Source organism: Streptomyces changanensis (genome assembly GCF_024600715.1).
In the GTDB taxonomy this organism is placed as follows: domain Bacteria; phylum Actinomycetota; class Actinomycetes; order Streptomycetales; family Streptomycetaceae; genus Streptomyces; species Streptomyces changanensis.
On sequence record NZ_CP102332.1, the window covers coordinates 4,292,718 to 4,307,706 of the forward strand.

Below are 14,989 nucleotides of genomic sequence, written 5' to 3' on the forward strand. Positions count from 1 at the left end.
GGCGGCGGTGACGCTGTCCCTCCTGCTCACGGCCTGCGGTGGAGACGCCGGGGGTGGCGACGGTGCAGAGGGGCAGCAGGGGAAGTCGGGCAGCGTCTCATCCGCACCCGCCGCCCCCGACGGCCCGAAGAGTGGGAGCGAGGCCGAGGACTCGATCACCGACAAGACCTTGGCCACAATCAACGGTGCCGGTGGCTTCGAGCTCGTCATCCACAGCGCCGCCAGGGAGCAAGGGGGCTTCCTCACCGTCACGGGCACGCTGAAGAACACCACTTCCGGCACCCTGGACGCTCCCCTCGAATGGAACGGGGAGGAGTTGCACGTCAAGAAGACGGGACCGTCCTTCGCCGGCGCGACGCTCATCGACAAGTCGGAGAAGAAGCGGTACTACGTGTTGCGGGACACCGAGGGCTTCCCTCTGACGACGACGGGCGTGACCACCATGAAGGGGGGCGAGTCGATCGTCATCTTCGCCCAGTTCCCCGCCCCCCCGTCGACCATCACCCAGGTGGAGTTCCAACTGCCGAAGATGTCCCCCGCCACGATCGAGCTCTCGTGATGGGTACGCCGATCCCGGCCCGTCGCCCCGTCGCGACGCTCCTCGCCGCGCTGGTCCTCGCCACCGCCGTCCAGCTCACCGTTCCCCCTGCCGCGCGCGCCGACGAGACGCCGAGCGTGCCGCCCGGTACGGAGTCGACGGTGCCGCCGCCCGAGGTGGACCCGACCGCGCCCGGCCTCAAGATGCGCGACGGCGCCACGCTCGCCGGCGCCAAGGTGCTGCCCATCGTCTCCATCGTGGAGTCCCAGGGCGGTGAGGAACGGCGTGAGGAGACCAGCACCAACCTCAAGTTCGCGCTGCAGGCGGAGGTCCTCTTCGGCAAGGACAGCGCCAAGCTGACGCCCGAGGCGAACTCCCGCATCGCCGCCATCGCCGAGGAGATCAAGAAGCGGAACGCCTCCAAGATCCGCATCTTCGGCTTCACCGACGACCTCGGCTCGTCCGTCCACGGCGACGTCCTGTCGAAGCAGCGCGCGGACGCCGTCCACGGCGTCCTCTCCCCGATGCTGGCCTCCTCGAACGTCACGTACGAGATCCGCGGCTACGGCGAGCAGTACGCCATCGCCGACAACAGCACCGAGGAGGGGCGCAGGAAGAACCGCCGCGTGGAGGTCTCCTTCCCGACCGGCGGCTGACCCCGTCAGCCCGTCCGCCCGTCCGCCCGTCCGCCCGTCAGGCGCCCGGCACCGCCACCTGGACGCTCGCGCTCCACTGGACGGTCGCCGGCGCCTCGACCTCGACGGCACCCCCACCGGTGCTGGAGACCTCCATCTGTGTGGCCTGCCGGTGCACCGCGTCCCCGCTCCCGTCGCCGTCGCCCTTCCCGCCGCAGGTGAAGGACCAGGACATGCCGGTGCCGACGGTGATCCGGACCCGGGGCGACGGGGGCGCACCGGGATCCGCCAGGCAGTTCACGTCCACCCAGGTCACGCCCGGGGGCAACCGGACCGTCCCCAGGTGACCGTGGCCCCGCCGCGGACCACCCGCCGCGACCTGCCGGTGCCCCTCCCGCACCTCCGGCCGGGGCACCTGCGGCAGGGGCTTCCCGGACCGGGACGCCTCTGGCCGGGGCGGCTCCGACCGCCCGCCCGGCGACTCCGCCACCGGCGAGGGCCGCTTCCTCGCGGAGACTCCCTCCCCGCCCGCACCCGCGTCCCCGCCCGCCGTGCACCCGGCGGCCGACAGGCCCGCCCCCGTCACCACCATCGCCACCACCACGGTCATCGCCCGCGCACGCATCGGTCCCCCTCCCCGGCGGCCGACCGGTCGTCGACGCGCCCCGCCCCCGACCCAACCAGCCGGCCCCCACCGGACGACAGCCCTCCGCCCCGCCCCGGGCCCCCCGACCCCACCCCGGCCCACCTCCCCGCCTCGCCGGGACGTACCTCACACCACCGACCCCGCCCGCCCCCGCACCCCCGGCGGCATAATCGGCCAGTGCTCCTGGACCCCCCCGATCGGCCGGCAAGACCGCACCGCCTCGCCTCCGCCGCCCCCGCCCTGCTGGGGTACGCGGCGGCGCGCCTGGCCGGTGTCGCCGTCCTCCTCGTCGCCGCAGCGGCGGCCGGAGAGGACCCCTGGCACCGCCTGTCGGGCCGTTGGGACGCCGTCTGGTACGTCCGCGTCGCCGAGCACGGATACGGGTACGAGACCGTCCTTCCCGACGGCAGCGTCCACTCCGACCTGGCGTTCTTCCCGCTCCTCCCCGCCCTCGAACGGGCCCTGTCCGACGTGCTGCCGCTCACCGCCGCCGGCGCCGGGCTCGTCGTCGCCTGGGTCGCGTCGCTCGCCGCCGCCTGGGGCATCCACGCGGTGGGCTCCCACCTCGCGGGGCGGCGCGCCGGGATCGTGCTGGCCGTGCTGTGGGGTGTGTACCCGACCGCGTTCGTCCAGTCCATGGCGTACACGGAGACGCTGTTCACGGCGCTCGCCGCTTGGGCCTTGTACGCCGTGCTGCGCGGCCGCTGGGTCGCCGCCGGGGCCCTCGCCGCGCTGGCCGGGCTGACCCGACCGTCCGCCGTCGCGGTCGTCGCGGCGGTCGGCGTGACCGCGCTGGCCACCGTGGTCCGCGAGCGGCGCGTCACCCCCGGGCTCGTCGCGGGCGTGCTGCTCGCACCGCTGGGCTGGCTGGCGTACGTCGTGTACGTCGCCGTGCGGGTCGGCAGCCCCACCGCGTACTTCGACGTCCAGGCCGCCTGGGGCAACAGCATCGACGGCGGCGCGGCCCTCGCCCGGTTCACGTGGGGGCAGCTGACCGGCCCCCAGCCGCTCGCGGGCGTGGGCCTCCTCGCGGCGTTCGCGGTCCTCGGCTGGGCCGTGTGGCTGTGCGTGCGGCAGCGGCAGCCGCTGCCCGTCCTCGTCTACACCCTGGCCGTCGTCGCGGTGTCGCTCGTCGGCGCCGCCTACTTCGGCTCCCGGCCCCGCCTGATCATGCCGGCGTTCCCGCTGCTGCTCCCCGCCGCCGTCGCGCTCGCCCGGCTCCGCGACCGGTACGCGGCGGCCGTCCTCGCCGTCCTCGCGGCGGCGTCCGCGGCCTACGGGGCGTTCGCGCTGCTCGGCCCCGGCCCGCCCTGACCGGACGGGTCCACGGCGAGCCGCACGCCCGGCCGCACGCCCCACCGCTCCATCGCCCCGGCCTCCGCCTCCAGCACGTGCCGGGCGCGCATCCGGGGCAGCCCCAGCCGCCCGGGCCGCATCCCCGGCACGACCGCGAGGACCGTGAGATCACGCCGGAGGTACGCCACGTCGATGGCGAACCGCATCCGGAAGGTGTGCACGCTGCCGCACGGCGTCAGCAGCATCGCCCCGTCGATCCCGTCCCGGCCCAGCAGCCCCCGCGCCCGCGCCCGGTACGTCGCCGCGACCTCCACCGGGACACCCGCGTCCCCGTCCCCGTCCCTGTTCCCGCCCCCGCTCCCGGCGCTGCCGCCCTCCACGACCCTGAGGATGCCCGTCCCGTCCCGCCACTTCGCCATGCCCGAACGGTACGACCCCACCGCCTCGCCCACCCCCACCGCCGCAAGCCACCTGGAACACCCCCGCCACCGCCCCCCGCCGGAAGCCCCCGGAACGCCCCTGCCACGCCCCACCGCCGAAACCCCCCGGACCCCCCGCCCCGCCGGAAGCACGCCCCGGACCATCTCCCCACCGAAAACACGCCCCCGGCCCCGCCCACCGGACCCCCGCCCCGCCGCGAACACGCCCCCGGAGCGCCCCCGCCGTCCCCGCCTGAACCGGCCCGGCCCCATGACCTGCTCACGACATCCACCCGGCATCCCCCACTAAGGTCGGCCCTGTGGACGTCACCCTGATCGTCGCCGCCGCCCTGTGGGGGGCCGTCGCGGGGGTGCTCGTGCAGCGCGCCGCGTACCGGCTCGCCGTCGAACCGGACCAGCCCTGGCACGCCGCCTGCCCCGCCGGGCACCCGTACGCCCCCGGCCCGCGCGGCTGGCTCGGCCCCGCCCACTGTCCCGTCTGCGCCCCCGCCGCCCGTCCCGCCACCGCCCCGCCCGGCGCGGCGCCCCCACCACCGCCCCCCACCGACCGGTCCCGACCGCGTACCCGCCCGGCGGTCGTCCCGCCCGTCGTGGGCGCCGCCGCCTGCGCCGCCCTCGCCGCCGCGACCGGTCACCGGCCGGAGCTGGCCGTGTGGCTGCTCACCGTGCCGGTCGCCCTGCTCCTCGCGGTGGTCGACCGGCGGGTGCACCGCCTCCCCGACCCCCTCACCCTGCCGCTCGCCGCGGCCGTGCCGGTGCTCCTCGCCGCCGCCGCGCCGCTGCCCGGCACCGCCGGCTCGTGGCGGACGGCCGTCCTCGGCGGGCTCGTGCTCGGCGCGGCGTACCTCGCGCTGTTCCTGGTGAACCCGAACGGCATGGGCCTCGGGGACGTGAAGCTCGCCCTCCCGCTGGGCTGCGCGCTCGGCTGGTACGGCTGGGACGTGCTGCTGGCGGGCGCGTTCGCCGGGTTCGCCCTCGGTGCCCTGTACGGGCTCGGCCTCGTCGTGCTGCGGCGCGCGCACCGCCGGACCGCGATCCCCTTCGGTCCGTTCATGCTCGGCGGTGCGCTGCTCGGCGTCCTCCTCGGCGCCCTCGCCCACCGCTGAGGCCCGCCCATCACGCCCCACCCCCCCCAACCCCCGGAGCGTCAACCCTGGGCCCCGGCCGTGGGGTCCCCCCTGGGGAGGACACGCCGGGCCTCCCCACCGGGCTCCGCACCACCCCGGACCATGCCCGGAGCGCGACCGGGCGTTTCCGGAGCGTAGTGGCGGCATGTCGTGGCGCGCGCCACGACTTATGAAGGGTTATGGTGGAAACCCCCCCTCGGGCCGGTCCGTATCCCCCCCACGGACCGGCCCGTTTTCTCTGCCCCCGCCCCGGCCGCCGAGCCCGACGCCCCCGCGGGGCCCCTACCGCTCGGCGGCCGGTCGGGCCGCGCCGGTCAGCCCCGCGCGGCCCAGATGTTGACGCCCTCGGTGTCGACGGCGTACGAGTCGATCTCCCGCAGCTCCTCCTCGGTGAGGGCCGGCCCCCCGAGCGCCGCGACGTTCTGCTCCAGCTGCCCCACGCTGGACGCGCCGATCAGCGCGGACGTCATCCGCTCGTCGCGCAGCACCCACGTCAGCGCCAGCTGCGCCAGGGACTGGCCGCGCCGCCGCGCGATCCCGTCGAGGCCGTGCAGCCGCCGTACGACCTCCTCGGAGAGCAGGCCGGGGTCCAGCGACTTGCCGAGCGAGGCCCGCGAACCCTCCGGGACGCCCTTCAGGTACTTGTCCGTGAGCAGTCCCTGCGCCAGCGGCGCGAACGCGATGCAGCCCATCCCCTCGGCCTCCAGCGTGTCGAGGAGGCCGTCCTCCTCCGTCCACCGGTTGATCATCGAGTAGGACGGCTGGTGGATCAGCGCCGGGACGCCCATCTCGCGCAGCAGCCGGGCCGCCTCGACCGTCTGCTCGCCGGAGTACGACGAGACGCCCGCGTACAGCGCCTTGCCCTGCCGCACGGCGGTGGCGAGCGCGCCCATGGTCTCCTCGAGCGGCGTGTGCGGGTCGAAGCGGTGCGAGTAGAAGATGTCGACGTACTCCAGGCCCATCCGCCGGAGCGAGGCGTCGAGCGAGGAGAGCAGGTACTTGCGGGAGCCCCACTCGCCGTACGGACCGGGGTGCATGAGGTACCCGGCCTTCGTGGAGACGACCAGCTCGTCCCGGTACGGGCGGAAGTCCTGCGCGAAGATCTTGCCGAAGTTCAGCTCGGCGGAGCCGGGCGGCGGGCCGTAGTTGTTGGCCAGGTCGAAGTGCGTGACGCCCAGGTCGAACGCGCGGCGCAGGATGGCGCGCTGGGACTCCAGGGTGCGGTCGTCGCCGAAGTTGTGCCAGAGGCCCAGGGAGACGGCGGGGAGCTTGAGGCCGCTGCGGCCGGTGCGGCGGTACTCCATGGAGTCGTACCGGTCGTCGGCGGCGCGGTGCACGGGGGATGCGGACATGCTTTCTCCCTATCACGGAGTTGTGACACACCTGGGTTGGGCCGTCGTCCGCCGGGCCCAGTAATGTGGCGGGCTCCGGGGCGTCCGCTGCCCCGTAGGCGAGAGGTGGGATCGGTGAACTTGCGCGACCTGGTGTACGGGCTCTACGCGCGCCGGGTGGAGGGCCGCCTCGACCACGCCCAGGTGCCCAAGCACATCGGCGTCATCCTCGACGGCAACCGCCGCTGGGCGAAGGCGTCCGGCGGCACGCCCGAGCAGGGCCACAAGGCCGGCGCCAGCAAGATCATGGAATTGCTCGGCTGGTGCGCGGAGACGGACGTCGAGGTCGTCACGCTCTGGATGCTGTCCACCGACAACCTCAACCGGCCCGAGGCGCAGCTCGTGCCGCTCCTCGGCATCATCGAGGACGCGGTCCGGACCATCGCCTCGGACGGCCGCTGGCGCGTCCACCACGTGGGCACCATGGACCTGCTGCCGCAGCGCACCCAGGCGGTCCTGAAGGAGGCCCAGGAGGCGACGCGGCACATCGACGGGATACTCGTCAACGTCGCCGTCGGCTACGGCGGCCGGCAGGAGATCGCCGACGCGGTCCGCTCGCTGCTGCTGGACCACGCCGAGCGGGGCACCTCCTTCGAGGAGCTCGCCGAGGTCGTCGACATCGACATGATCGCGGAGCACCTGTACACGCGCGGCCAGCCCGACCCGGACCTGGTGATCCGCACCAGCGGCGAGCAGCGCCTCTCCGGCTTCATGCTCTGGCAGAGCGCGCACTCCGAGTACTACTTCTGCGAGGTCCACTGGCCGGCCTTCCGCAAGGTCGACTTCCTCCGCGCGCTGCGCGACTACGCCGCCCGCCACCGCCGCTACGGCACCTGACCCCGCGCCACCCCGTACGCCGCCTCACCCCGTACGCCTCGCCCTCCCGCCGGGCGGCCCTGCGCCCGGGGCCCCGCACCCGGACCCCACACGGCTCCCGGCAGCGGCCCGGCCGCCCGGCTCCCGTAACGGCTCCCGGCAACGGCCCCGCGCCCACCCCGGGCCGCGCCCCGGCCGCGCCCACCCCCCCCGCCGCGCGCCCACCCCGGCCGCGCCCCCGCCAGGGCCGCACCCTCGGTGGGCCGCCGCCGCGCCGGCGCCCGCCCCCGCGCCGACACCCGCCCCCGCGCCCCAAACGCGCCCCCGGCGAGCCGCCGCCCGCCGCCCGTCGTCGGCGCGCCCCGCCCCCCGACGCCCCGAACCGACGACCGTCCGCGGCCGGTCGAGGCCGGTCGAGGCCGGCCGCCGGACGGGGTGTCATATGCCAAGGGCTCTCCTGGCATGGTGGGGCGGCGAGAAGGGCATATCCCTTGCGAGAGTGAGCGGTACGAAGCCCGCTCACCCGGGAGGCCCTTTGCACCAGGACGACCGAGGGCCGGTGTCGCGGCCCCGCGCATCGTGGCCCGAGCCCGGTCCATCCCCCCGCGACGCCACCGCAGTCGCAACCGACCTCACGTGCCTCTAACAGAGGGGGTCTGTCCTTCCGTGGTGACCAGCACCAAGCGCCGTATGAACGACCGGCGCACCTACGTACTCGACACCAGCGTCCTGCTGGCCGACCCCAACGCCATGTCCCGCTTCGAGGAGCACGAGGTCGTGCTGCCGATCGTGGTGGTGACGGAGCTGGAGGCCAAGAGGCACCACCCCGAGCTGGGCTACTTCGCCCGCCAGGCGCTGCGGCTGCTGGACGACATGCGCGTCCGGTACGGCCGCCTCGACGCCCCCATCCCGGTCGGCGACCTCGGAGGGTCCCTGCGGGTGGAGCTCAACCACTCGGACCCGGGCGTCCTCCCGGCCGGTTACCGGCTCGGGGACAACGACTCGCGGATCCTCGCCGTGGCGCGCAACCTCCAGGCCGAGGGGTACGACGTCACCGTCGTCTCCAAGGACCTCCCGCTGCGGATCAAGGCGTCCTCCGTCGGCCTCCTCGCCGAGGAGTACCGGGCTGAGCTGGCCATCACCGAGTCCGGCTGGACCGGCATGTGCGACGTGCCGCTCTCCGCCGAACAGGTCGACCTGCTCTACGCGCAGGAGACGCTGGAGCTGCCCGAGACGGCCGGGCTGCCCGTGCACACCGGGCTGGTCCTCCAGTCGGCGCGCGGCAAGGCGCTCGGCCGGACCACACCCGACGGAGCGGTGCGGCTGGTGCGGGGCGACCGGGAGGCGTTCGGCCTCCGGGGCCGCAGCGCCGAGCAGCGCATCGCACTGGACCTGCTGCTCGACCCGGACGTGGGCATCGTGTCGCTCGGCGGCAGAGCCGGCACCGGCAAGTCCGCGCTGGCGCTGTGCGCCGGCCTCGAAGCGGTCCTGGAGCGCCGCCAGCACCAGAAGGTCATGGTCTTCCGGCCCCTGTACGCCGTGGGCGGGCAGGAACTCGGCTACCTGCCGGGCAGCGAGGCCGAGAAGATGAGCCCGTGGGCGCAGGCGGTGTTCGACACGCTCTCCGCCGTCACCTCCCGCGAGGTCATCGAGGAGATCACCGCCCGCAACATGCTGGAGGTCCTGCCCCTGACGCACATTCGGGGCCGCTCCCTCCACGACGCCTTCGTCATCGTCGACGAGGCGCAGTCCCTGGAGCGCAACGTCCTGCTGACCGTGCTCTCCAGGATCGGGGCGAACTCCCGCGTGGTGCTCACCCACGACGTCGCCCAGCGGGACAACCTGCGCGTCGGGCGGTACGACGGAGTCGTCGCCGTCGTCGAGAAGCTGAAGGGTCATCCGCTCTTCGCGCACGTCACGCTCACCCGGTCGGAGCGCTCGCAGATCGCCGCGTTGGTGACCGAAATGCTGGAAGACGGACATATCTGACCGTATCCCAGCCGACCATCACCCAACGGAGTTGGGGCCGCCCGGCGGAGCGCGAGAGCTTAGCCGGGCGGCTCCGCGTCGCGCGCCCCTTTCGTCAAAACTCCTGTGACGGGCGGGGTGTGAGCTTTCACACGCGGCGAGGAATTGCCACCCGCCGAGCGCTTCCGGCAGAGTCTTGCTTCCGTCAGGCCCCGCATACGGCACAGCCACATCCTCACGGATCCGTGGCGGTCACAACTCAACAGCCGTCCGCCGTATGCCGCCCGAGCACCACGCGGCGCTCCCGCAGGGGAGTCGCCCACCGGGCCCGTGTCCCCCGTGACCCAGTGAGTGGGGGACCAGTGTCAGGGGCACGATCGCGCCCGCGAGGTCACCCGTGCGGGCGATGCTGGAAGGAAACCGTGTGAGCCGGATCTCGGTCCGGGGATTCGCGGTGGCGTCGGCCACCGCGGTCACCACTGTCGGCGCCGTCGTCGGCGTCGCCGCGGGCAACCCGCAGGCGGCCCCGGAGAAGTTCGAGGCGACCGCCGCCGACGCCACGCTCCTGGCGGACATCCCCGCCGGCGAGCAGGCCCAGGTACAGGTCGCGTCCCTGACGCAGCAGGCGGAGGCGCAGGCCGCCGCCGCGGACACCGCCGCCCAGCAGTCCGCCTGGGAGGCCGCGCGCCTCCAGGCCGCCAAGGACGCCGAGGCGAAGAAGGCCGCCGCCGAGAAGGAGAAGGCCGAGAAGGAGAAGGCGGAGAAGGAGCGCGAGGAAGCCCGCGAGCGGGCCGACCGCGACGCCGTCCGCGACGCCTCCAGCTTCGCCGCCCAGTCCTCGTACTCCGTCGCCGAAGTGCAGGCCATGGCACGCCAGATGGTGCCGGGCGGCCAGTTCCAGTGCTTCAGCAACATCGTGGACCACGAGTCCACCTGGAACTACCGTGCGCAAAACCCGTCCTCGGGCGCGTACGGCCTGGTCCAGGCGCTCCCCGGCTCCAAGATGGCCTCCGCGGGCGCCGACTGGCGGACCAACCCGGCCACCCAGATCAAGTGGGGCCTCAACTACATGAACGAGCGCTACGGCAGCCCCTGCGGCGCCTGGTCGTTCTGGCAGGCCAACCACTGGTACTGACGCCGGCCCCCGACATCACGGAGCCCCTCACCGTCCTTCGGTGAGGGGCTTTGTGCGTGTACCGTCGGGGAACCGGAACTCCGGGGGAGTGGTGGGGGAAAAGGGAAGAACATGTCGAGAGTGCCAGGGTGGCTCGGCCGGCTGGGTGCCGGACTGAGCCGTATGGGGCGGCAGCTGGAAGAGCGTCGCGAACGGGCCGAGGCGGAGGCCGACGGCCCCGGCGGCGTACCCCCCACCGGCCCGTCGGGCATGCGGCGCGGCGCGCCGGGCCCCGGAGCCGGGACCGCGGCGGGCGCCGGCGGACCCGGCGAGGACGCCCCCACCCCCGGGATCGTCCCCGCGCCGCCGGCGTACGCGCCGGCCGTCGCCGCCCGCCCCGACCCCGCGGACGCCGTGCCGTGGGGCGTGCGCGTCGCCGCCGAGGCCGGCTGGCGGCTGCTCGTCCTCGCGGGCACCCTGTGGGTGCTGATGAAGATCATCAGCGCGGTGCAGCTGGTCGTGCTCGCCTTCGTGGCCGCGCTCCTCATCACCGCGCTGCTCCAGCCGACCGTCGCCCGGCTGCGGCGGACCGGACTGCCGCGCGGCGTCGCCACCGCCGTCACGGCCGTCACCGGCTTCGTCATCATGGGGCTGGTCGGCTGGTTCGTCGTGTGGCAGGTCATGGACAACCTCGGTGACGTCTCCGCGCGCGTGCGGGACGGCATCGAGGAGCTGAAGCGCTGGGCGCTGGACAGCCCGTTCCACGTGACCGAGAGCCAGATCAACGAGATCGCCGAGAACCTCAGCGACACCATCGGCACCAACACCGAGGAGATCACCTCCGCGGGCCTCACCGGCGTCACCGTCATGGTCGAGGTGCTCACCGGGATGCTGCTGGCGATGTTCTCGACCCTCTTCCTCCTCTACGACGGGCGGAAGGTGTGGGAGTGGACCCTGCGGCTGATGCCCGCCCAGGCCCGGGCGGGCGTCGCCGGGGCCGGGCCGCGCGCCTGGCGCACCCTCACCGCGTACGTCCGCGGCACGGTGATCGTCGCGCTCATCGACGCGATCTTCATCGGTCTCGGCATCTACTTCCTCGACGTGCCGCTCGCGGTGCCGCTGGGCGTGTTCATCTTCCTCTTCGCCTTCATCCCGCTGGTCGGCGCGGTCATCTCCGGTGCCCTCGCCGTGGTCGTCGCCCTCGTCACCAACGGCGTGTTCACCGCGCTGATGGTGCTCCTGGTGGTGCTGGCCGTGCAGCAGATCGAGGGGCACGTCCTCCAGCCGTTCATCCTCGGCCGGGCCGTACGGGTGCACCCCCTCGCCGTCGTCCTGACGGTCGCCACGGGCGGTCTCGTCGCCGGCATCGGCGGTGCGGTCGTCGCCGTGCCCCTGGTCGCCGTCACCAACACCGTCGTCGTCTACCTCCGCGCGTACAGCGAGGAACAGGCCCTGCGCCGGCTGCCCGCGCCGCACGGCGCGACCGCGACGGCGACCGCGAGCGCCGCGGCGACCCCCGCCCCCGCGCCCGTGCCCGGGTCGGGGGCGGAGTCGCGGCCGGCACCCCCGACGCCCCCCGGTCCCGCCGCCGACCCCGCCGACCGGACCGACCCCTCGGACCGGACCGACCCCTCGGACCGGACCGACCCCTCGGACCGGACCGACCCCTCGGACCGTGCCGACCCCTCGGACCGCTCGTGATATCCGACCTCGAACTGCTCGACGACGACGGGGAACCGGTCCGCGGCCCCGACCCCGGCGCCCGAGCGCCCGGCAGCGGCGCCGCCGGGCCGTACACCGGCGCGTCGGCTCCCCGGGCGGGGGCCGCCGGGCCGTACGCGGGCGGCGGCGGAGGCGTCGGTGGCCCGCCGTCCGGCGGTCCCGGCGGCGGGCCACGGGTCCCGGCGGGCGACGCCCCGGCCGCCGGCGTCCGCGACCCGCGCGGCCGGCCCTGGCCCTGGGCGCTCGGCGGGGCCCTGGTCGCCTCCGTCGTGTGGGGCGGCGGGCTCGCCGTCCACCAGGCGCTCGACCGCGGCCCGGACCTCGGCGGCTACCGGGCCACCGACGGGCTGTGCGCCGAGGCACCGCTCTCCTCCCTCGTCGCCGCCTACGGCAAACGCGGCGCGACCACCAGCGACGACTCCACCCGGCACCCGGCGCTCGACCGCGCGTACTGCTCCGTCCAGCTCGGCGAACAGCCCACGACGTACGAGGTGACGATCCGCTACGAGCTGCACCGGCAGGTCGACCCGGGCGCCGAGTTCGACGCGAAGGAGCGCCAGTCGCTGCTCGACGAGGGGCCCGAGCCGCAGCCGGTGGTGGGACTCGGGGAGCAGGCGTACTTCGGCGACGGCGCGTCGTACGCCGACCTCGTCGTGCTGGACGGGCACACCGTCCTCGGCCTCTCCGTCAGCCTGGTCCACGAGTACGACCTGGACGGGGAGGACCACGAGTCGCCCGACGAGCAGGAGGTCCCCGCGCTCACCGACGTGAAGGGGCCCATGGTGGAGGACATGCGGAAGCTGATGGAGGTGCTGCGCGGCGCGCCCCCGGAGGGGATCCAGCCCTCGTCCGTGCCGACCCCCGGCGCCGACTGAGCACACGACGGAGAAGGGCCCCACCGGCATCCGCTGCCGGTGGGGCCCTCCTCCACGTCGCGTCGTGCGGCGATTACTCGGCGAGCACCGCTTCCGCGTCCAGCGTCGCGCCGACCGCCTGGATCACCGCGGCGATCTTGAACGCCTCCTGGATCGTCTCGCGCGCCACGCCGGCCTTGCGCAGCACCTGCTCGTGCGAGTCGAGGCACTGGCCGCAGCCGTTGATCGCGGAGACGGCGAGCGACCACAGCTCGAAGTCGACCTTCTCCACGCCCGGGTTGCCGATGACGTTCATCCGCAGACCGGCGCGCATCGTGCCGTACTCCGGGTCGGAGAGCAGGTGGCGCGTGCGGTAGAAGACGTTGTTCATCGCCATGATGGCGGCGGCGGACTTGGCCGCCGTGTACGCCTCGGGCTTGAGGTTCTCCCGGGCCTCCGGCTCCAGCTCCGCCAGCACCTTCGGCGAGCGCGAGGCGATCGCGCAGGCGAGGACGGTGCCCCACAGCTGCTGCTGCGGGAGGTCGCTGTTGCCGATGACCGAGCCGAGGTTCAGCTTCAGGTCCTTCGCGTAGTCCGGTACGGCGGACTTCAGGGCGTCAAGGGACATGGTGGTTCACCCGTTCCGGTTGGTCACTCGCCGGCCAGCAGCGCGACCGGGTCAAGGGTCTCGTCGCCCTTGCTCCAGTTGCAGGGGCACAGCTCGTCGGTCTGCAGGGCGTCCAGGACCCGCAGGACCTCCTTGGGGTTCCGGCCGACGGAGCCGGCGGTCACCATGGCGAACTGGATCTCGTTGTTCGGGTCGACGATGAAGACGGCGCGCTGCGCGAAGCCGTCCTCGCCCTCGACGCCGCACGCGCGCATCAGCTCGTGCTTGGAGTCGGCGAGCATCGGGAAGGGCAGGTCACGCAGGTCGTCGTGGTCCTTGCGCCAGGCGTGGTGCACGAACTCCGAGTCGCCGGAGACGCCGAGGACCTGCGCGTCGCGGTCCGCGAACTCGTCGTTCAGCTTGCCGAACGCGGCGATCTCGGTCGGGCAGACGAAGGTGAAGTCCTTCGGCCAGAAGAACACCACACGCCACTTGCCCTCGTAGGACTTGTGGTCGATCTGCTCGAACTCCTTGCCGCTCTCCAGCGACACACAAGCGGTGAGGTCGTACGTGGGGAACTGGTCACCGACAGTGAGCACACGCTCTCCTAGTGGCGGGGATTTCCCTTGTGGGGTCATCCGTGGGGGTTGGACGATCGCCAGCATGGCACGGCGTGCATTGATCAGGGAAATAGCTAGACTGGGTCGCGTTGATCGAAGGTGGTTATCAGTGGTCTCCTCCATGACATCCCTACAAAAGGGTAAACAGCCCAGCCTGGCGCAGCTCCGCGCGTTCGTGGCAGTGGCCGAGCACCTCCACTTCCGGGACGCGGCGGCCGCGATCGGCATGAGCCAGCCCGCCCTCTCGGGCGCGGTGTCGGCACTCGAAGAGGCACTCGGTGTCCAGCTCCTGGAGCGTACGACCCGTAGGGTCCTGCTCTCCCCGGCGGGGGAGCGCCTGGCGGTACGGGCGAAGGCCGTGCTCGACGCGGTGGGCGAGCTGCTGGAGGAGGCGGAGGCCGTCCAGGCGCCCTTCACGGGCGTCCTGCGGCTCGGCGTGATCCCGACCGTCGCCCCGTACCTGCTGCCGACCGTCCTGCGGCTCGTCCACGAGCGGTACCCGGAGCTCGACCTGCAGGTGCACGAGGAGCAGACGTACTCGCTGGTGGAGGGCCTCGCCGCCGGGCGGCTGGACGTCCTGCTGCTGGCCGTGCCGCTCGGTGTCCCGGGCGTCACCGAGCTCCCGCTCTTCGACGAGGACTTCGTGCTGGTCACGCCGGACGACCACCGGCTCGGCGGCCGCACCGACATCCCGCGCGACGCGCTGCGCGAACTGCACCTGCTGCTCCTCGACGAGGGGCACTGCCTGCGTGACCAGGCCCTCGACATCTGCCGGGAGGCCGGCCGCACGGACGGCGCCGCCGTGACCACGACGGCCGCGGGCCTGTCGACGCTCGTCCAGCTCGTGGCCGGCGGGCTCGGCGTGACCCTGCTGCCGCGCACCGCCGTGAAGGTGGAGACCGGCCGCAACCCCAGCCTGGTCACCGGGTACTTCGCCGATCCGGCCCCGTCGCGCCGGATCGCCCTCGCCATGCGGACCGGGGCGGCCCGGCAGGCGGAGTTCGAGGAGCTGGCCGGGGCGCTGCGCGAGGCCCTGGCCTCGCTGCCCGTGCGGGTCGCCCGGGTCGACAGCCCCTGAGCGCCGGAACGGCCGGGGCGCGCCCACCGCGAGCGGCGGGGCGCCCCGGCCGGGGCACGCCCGTACGCCCGGTCGCCGGTGGACGGCCGGGCGCACGGGCCCCGGTCGGCGGTCGGCGTCGGGCGGTCGGCGGGTCG

At 74.1% G+C, this 14,989-nt stretch carries 15 protein-coding genes; 10 read left to right on the forward strand and 5 right to left on the reverse strand.

Annotated features, from left to right (window positions below):
- Window positions 1–7: 7 nt before the first annotated feature.
- On the forward strand, window positions 8–559 hold the full coding sequence (locus tag NRO40_RS19215; RefSeq protein WP_232791012.1) for a hypothetical protein: 552 nt from the start codon (window positions 8–10) through the stop codon (window positions 557–559).
- Window positions 559–1,194, forward strand: coding sequence for an OmpA family protein (locus NRO40_RS19220; protein ID WP_058941526.1), 636 nt, complete (start codon window positions 559–561; stop codon window positions 1,192–1,194). The genes NRO40_RS19215 and NRO40_RS19220 overlap by 1 nt, the downstream gene beginning before the upstream one ends.
- 37 nt (window positions 1,195–1,231) lie before the next feature.
- Here the strand turns inward: NRO40_RS19220 and NRO40_RS19225 are convergent, their stop codons facing one another.
- Entirely contained in the window at window positions 1,232–1,798 is a 567-nt protein-coding gene (locus NRO40_RS19225; RefSeq protein ID WP_058941527.1) for a hypothetical protein, read from the reverse strand.
- A gap of 198 nt (window positions 1,799–1,996) precedes the next feature.
- On the opposite strand from NRO40_RS19225, the gene NRO40_RS19230 reads away from it, so the two are divergent.
- Window positions 1,997–3,133 (forward strand): mannosyltransferase family protein, encoded by a 1,137-nt coding sequence (locus NRO40_RS19230; RefSeq protein WP_058941528.1) that lies wholly within the window; start codon window positions 1,997–1,999, stop codon window positions 3,131–3,133.
- Here the strand turns inward: NRO40_RS19230 and NRO40_RS19235 are convergent.
- Complete coding sequence (locus NRO40_RS19235; protein ID WP_058941542.1) at window positions 3,094–3,534, reverse strand: DUF192 domain-containing protein; 441 nt, start codon at window positions 3,532–3,534, stop codon at window positions 3,094–3,096. The two genes, NRO40_RS19230 and NRO40_RS19235, sit on opposite strands and share 40 nt — an antisense overlap.
- A gap of 320 nt (window positions 3,535–3,854) precedes the next feature.
- Between NRO40_RS19235 and NRO40_RS19240 the strand changes: the two genes are divergently transcribed.
- Entirely contained in the window at window positions 3,855–4,661 is an 807-nt protein-coding gene (locus NRO40_RS19240; RefSeq protein WP_058941529.1) for a prepilin peptidase, read from the forward strand.
- Window positions 4,662–4,996: 335 nt separating this feature from the next.
- Here the strand turns inward: NRO40_RS19240 and mgrA are convergent, their stop codons facing one another.
- Window positions 4,997–6,034, reverse strand: a complete 1,038-nt coding sequence (gene mgrA, locus NRO40_RS19245; RefSeq protein WP_058941530.1) for an L-glyceraldehyde 3-phosphate reductase — start codon at window positions 6,032–6,034, stop codon at window positions 4,997–4,999.
- Between the two features lie 114 nt (window positions 6,035–6,148).
- Between mgrA and NRO40_RS19250 the strand changes: the two genes are divergently transcribed.
- From NRO40_RS19250 to NRO40_RS19270, 5 genes are all read left to right on the forward strand, one after another.
- Complete coding sequence (locus tag NRO40_RS19250; protein WP_058941531.1) at window positions 6,149–6,910, forward strand: isoprenyl transferase; 762 nt, start codon at window positions 6,149–6,151, stop codon at window positions 6,908–6,910.
- A 645-nt stretch (window positions 6,911–7,555) separates the two neighbouring features.
- Window positions 7,556–8,878, forward strand: coding sequence for a PhoH family protein (locus tag NRO40_RS19255; RefSeq protein WP_107115241.1), 1,323 nt, complete (start codon window positions 7,556–7,558; stop codon window positions 8,876–8,878).
- Between the two features lie 403 nt (window positions 8,879–9,281).
- The gene (locus tag NRO40_RS19260; RefSeq protein ID WP_058944949.1) at window positions 9,282–9,992 is read left to right on the forward strand and encodes an aggregation-promoting factor C-terminal-like domain-containing protein; all 711 of its coding nucleotides are present in this window, start codon (window positions 9,282–9,284) and stop codon (window positions 9,990–9,992) included.
- A 111-nt stretch (window positions 9,993–10,103) separates the two neighbouring features.
- Window positions 10,104–11,672, forward strand: a complete 1,569-nt coding sequence (locus NRO40_RS19265; protein WP_058944948.1) for an AI-2E family transporter — start codon at window positions 10,104–10,106, stop codon at window positions 11,670–11,672.
- Complete coding sequence (locus NRO40_RS19270; RefSeq protein ID WP_058944947.1) at window positions 11,669–12,568, forward strand: hypothetical protein; 900 nt, start codon at window positions 11,669–11,671, stop codon at window positions 12,566–12,568. The genes NRO40_RS19265 and NRO40_RS19270 overlap by 4 nt, the downstream gene beginning before the upstream one ends.
- 73 nt (window positions 12,569–12,641) lie before the next feature.
- Here NRO40_RS19270 and NRO40_RS19275 read toward each other — a convergent pair whose 3' ends face one another.
- Both NRO40_RS19275 and NRO40_RS19280 read right to left on the reverse strand, forming a co-directional pair.
- Window positions 12,642–13,175 carry an alkyl hydroperoxide reductase gene (locus NRO40_RS19275; RefSeq protein ID WP_058944946.1) on the reverse strand — a complete coding sequence of 178 codons (534 nt, stop codon included), beginning with the start codon at window positions 13,173–13,175 and terminating at the stop codon, window positions 12,642–12,644.
- A gap of 23 nt (window positions 13,176–13,198) precedes the next feature.
- Window positions 13,199–13,753: a peroxiredoxin gene (locus tag NRO40_RS19280; protein ID WP_058944945.1), complete on the reverse strand. Its 555-nt coding sequence runs from the start codon at window positions 13,751–13,753 to the stop codon at window positions 13,199–13,201.
- 142 nt (window positions 13,754–13,895) lie between these two features.
- Here NRO40_RS19280 and NRO40_RS19285 point away from each other — a divergent pair, with 142 nt between their 5' ends.
- Window positions 13,896–14,852, forward strand: a complete 957-nt coding sequence (locus NRO40_RS19285) for a hydrogen peroxide-inducible genes activator (RefSeq protein ID WP_079047482.1) — start codon at window positions 13,896–13,898, stop codon at window positions 14,850–14,852.
- Window positions 14,853–14,989 lie beyond the last annotated feature (137 nt).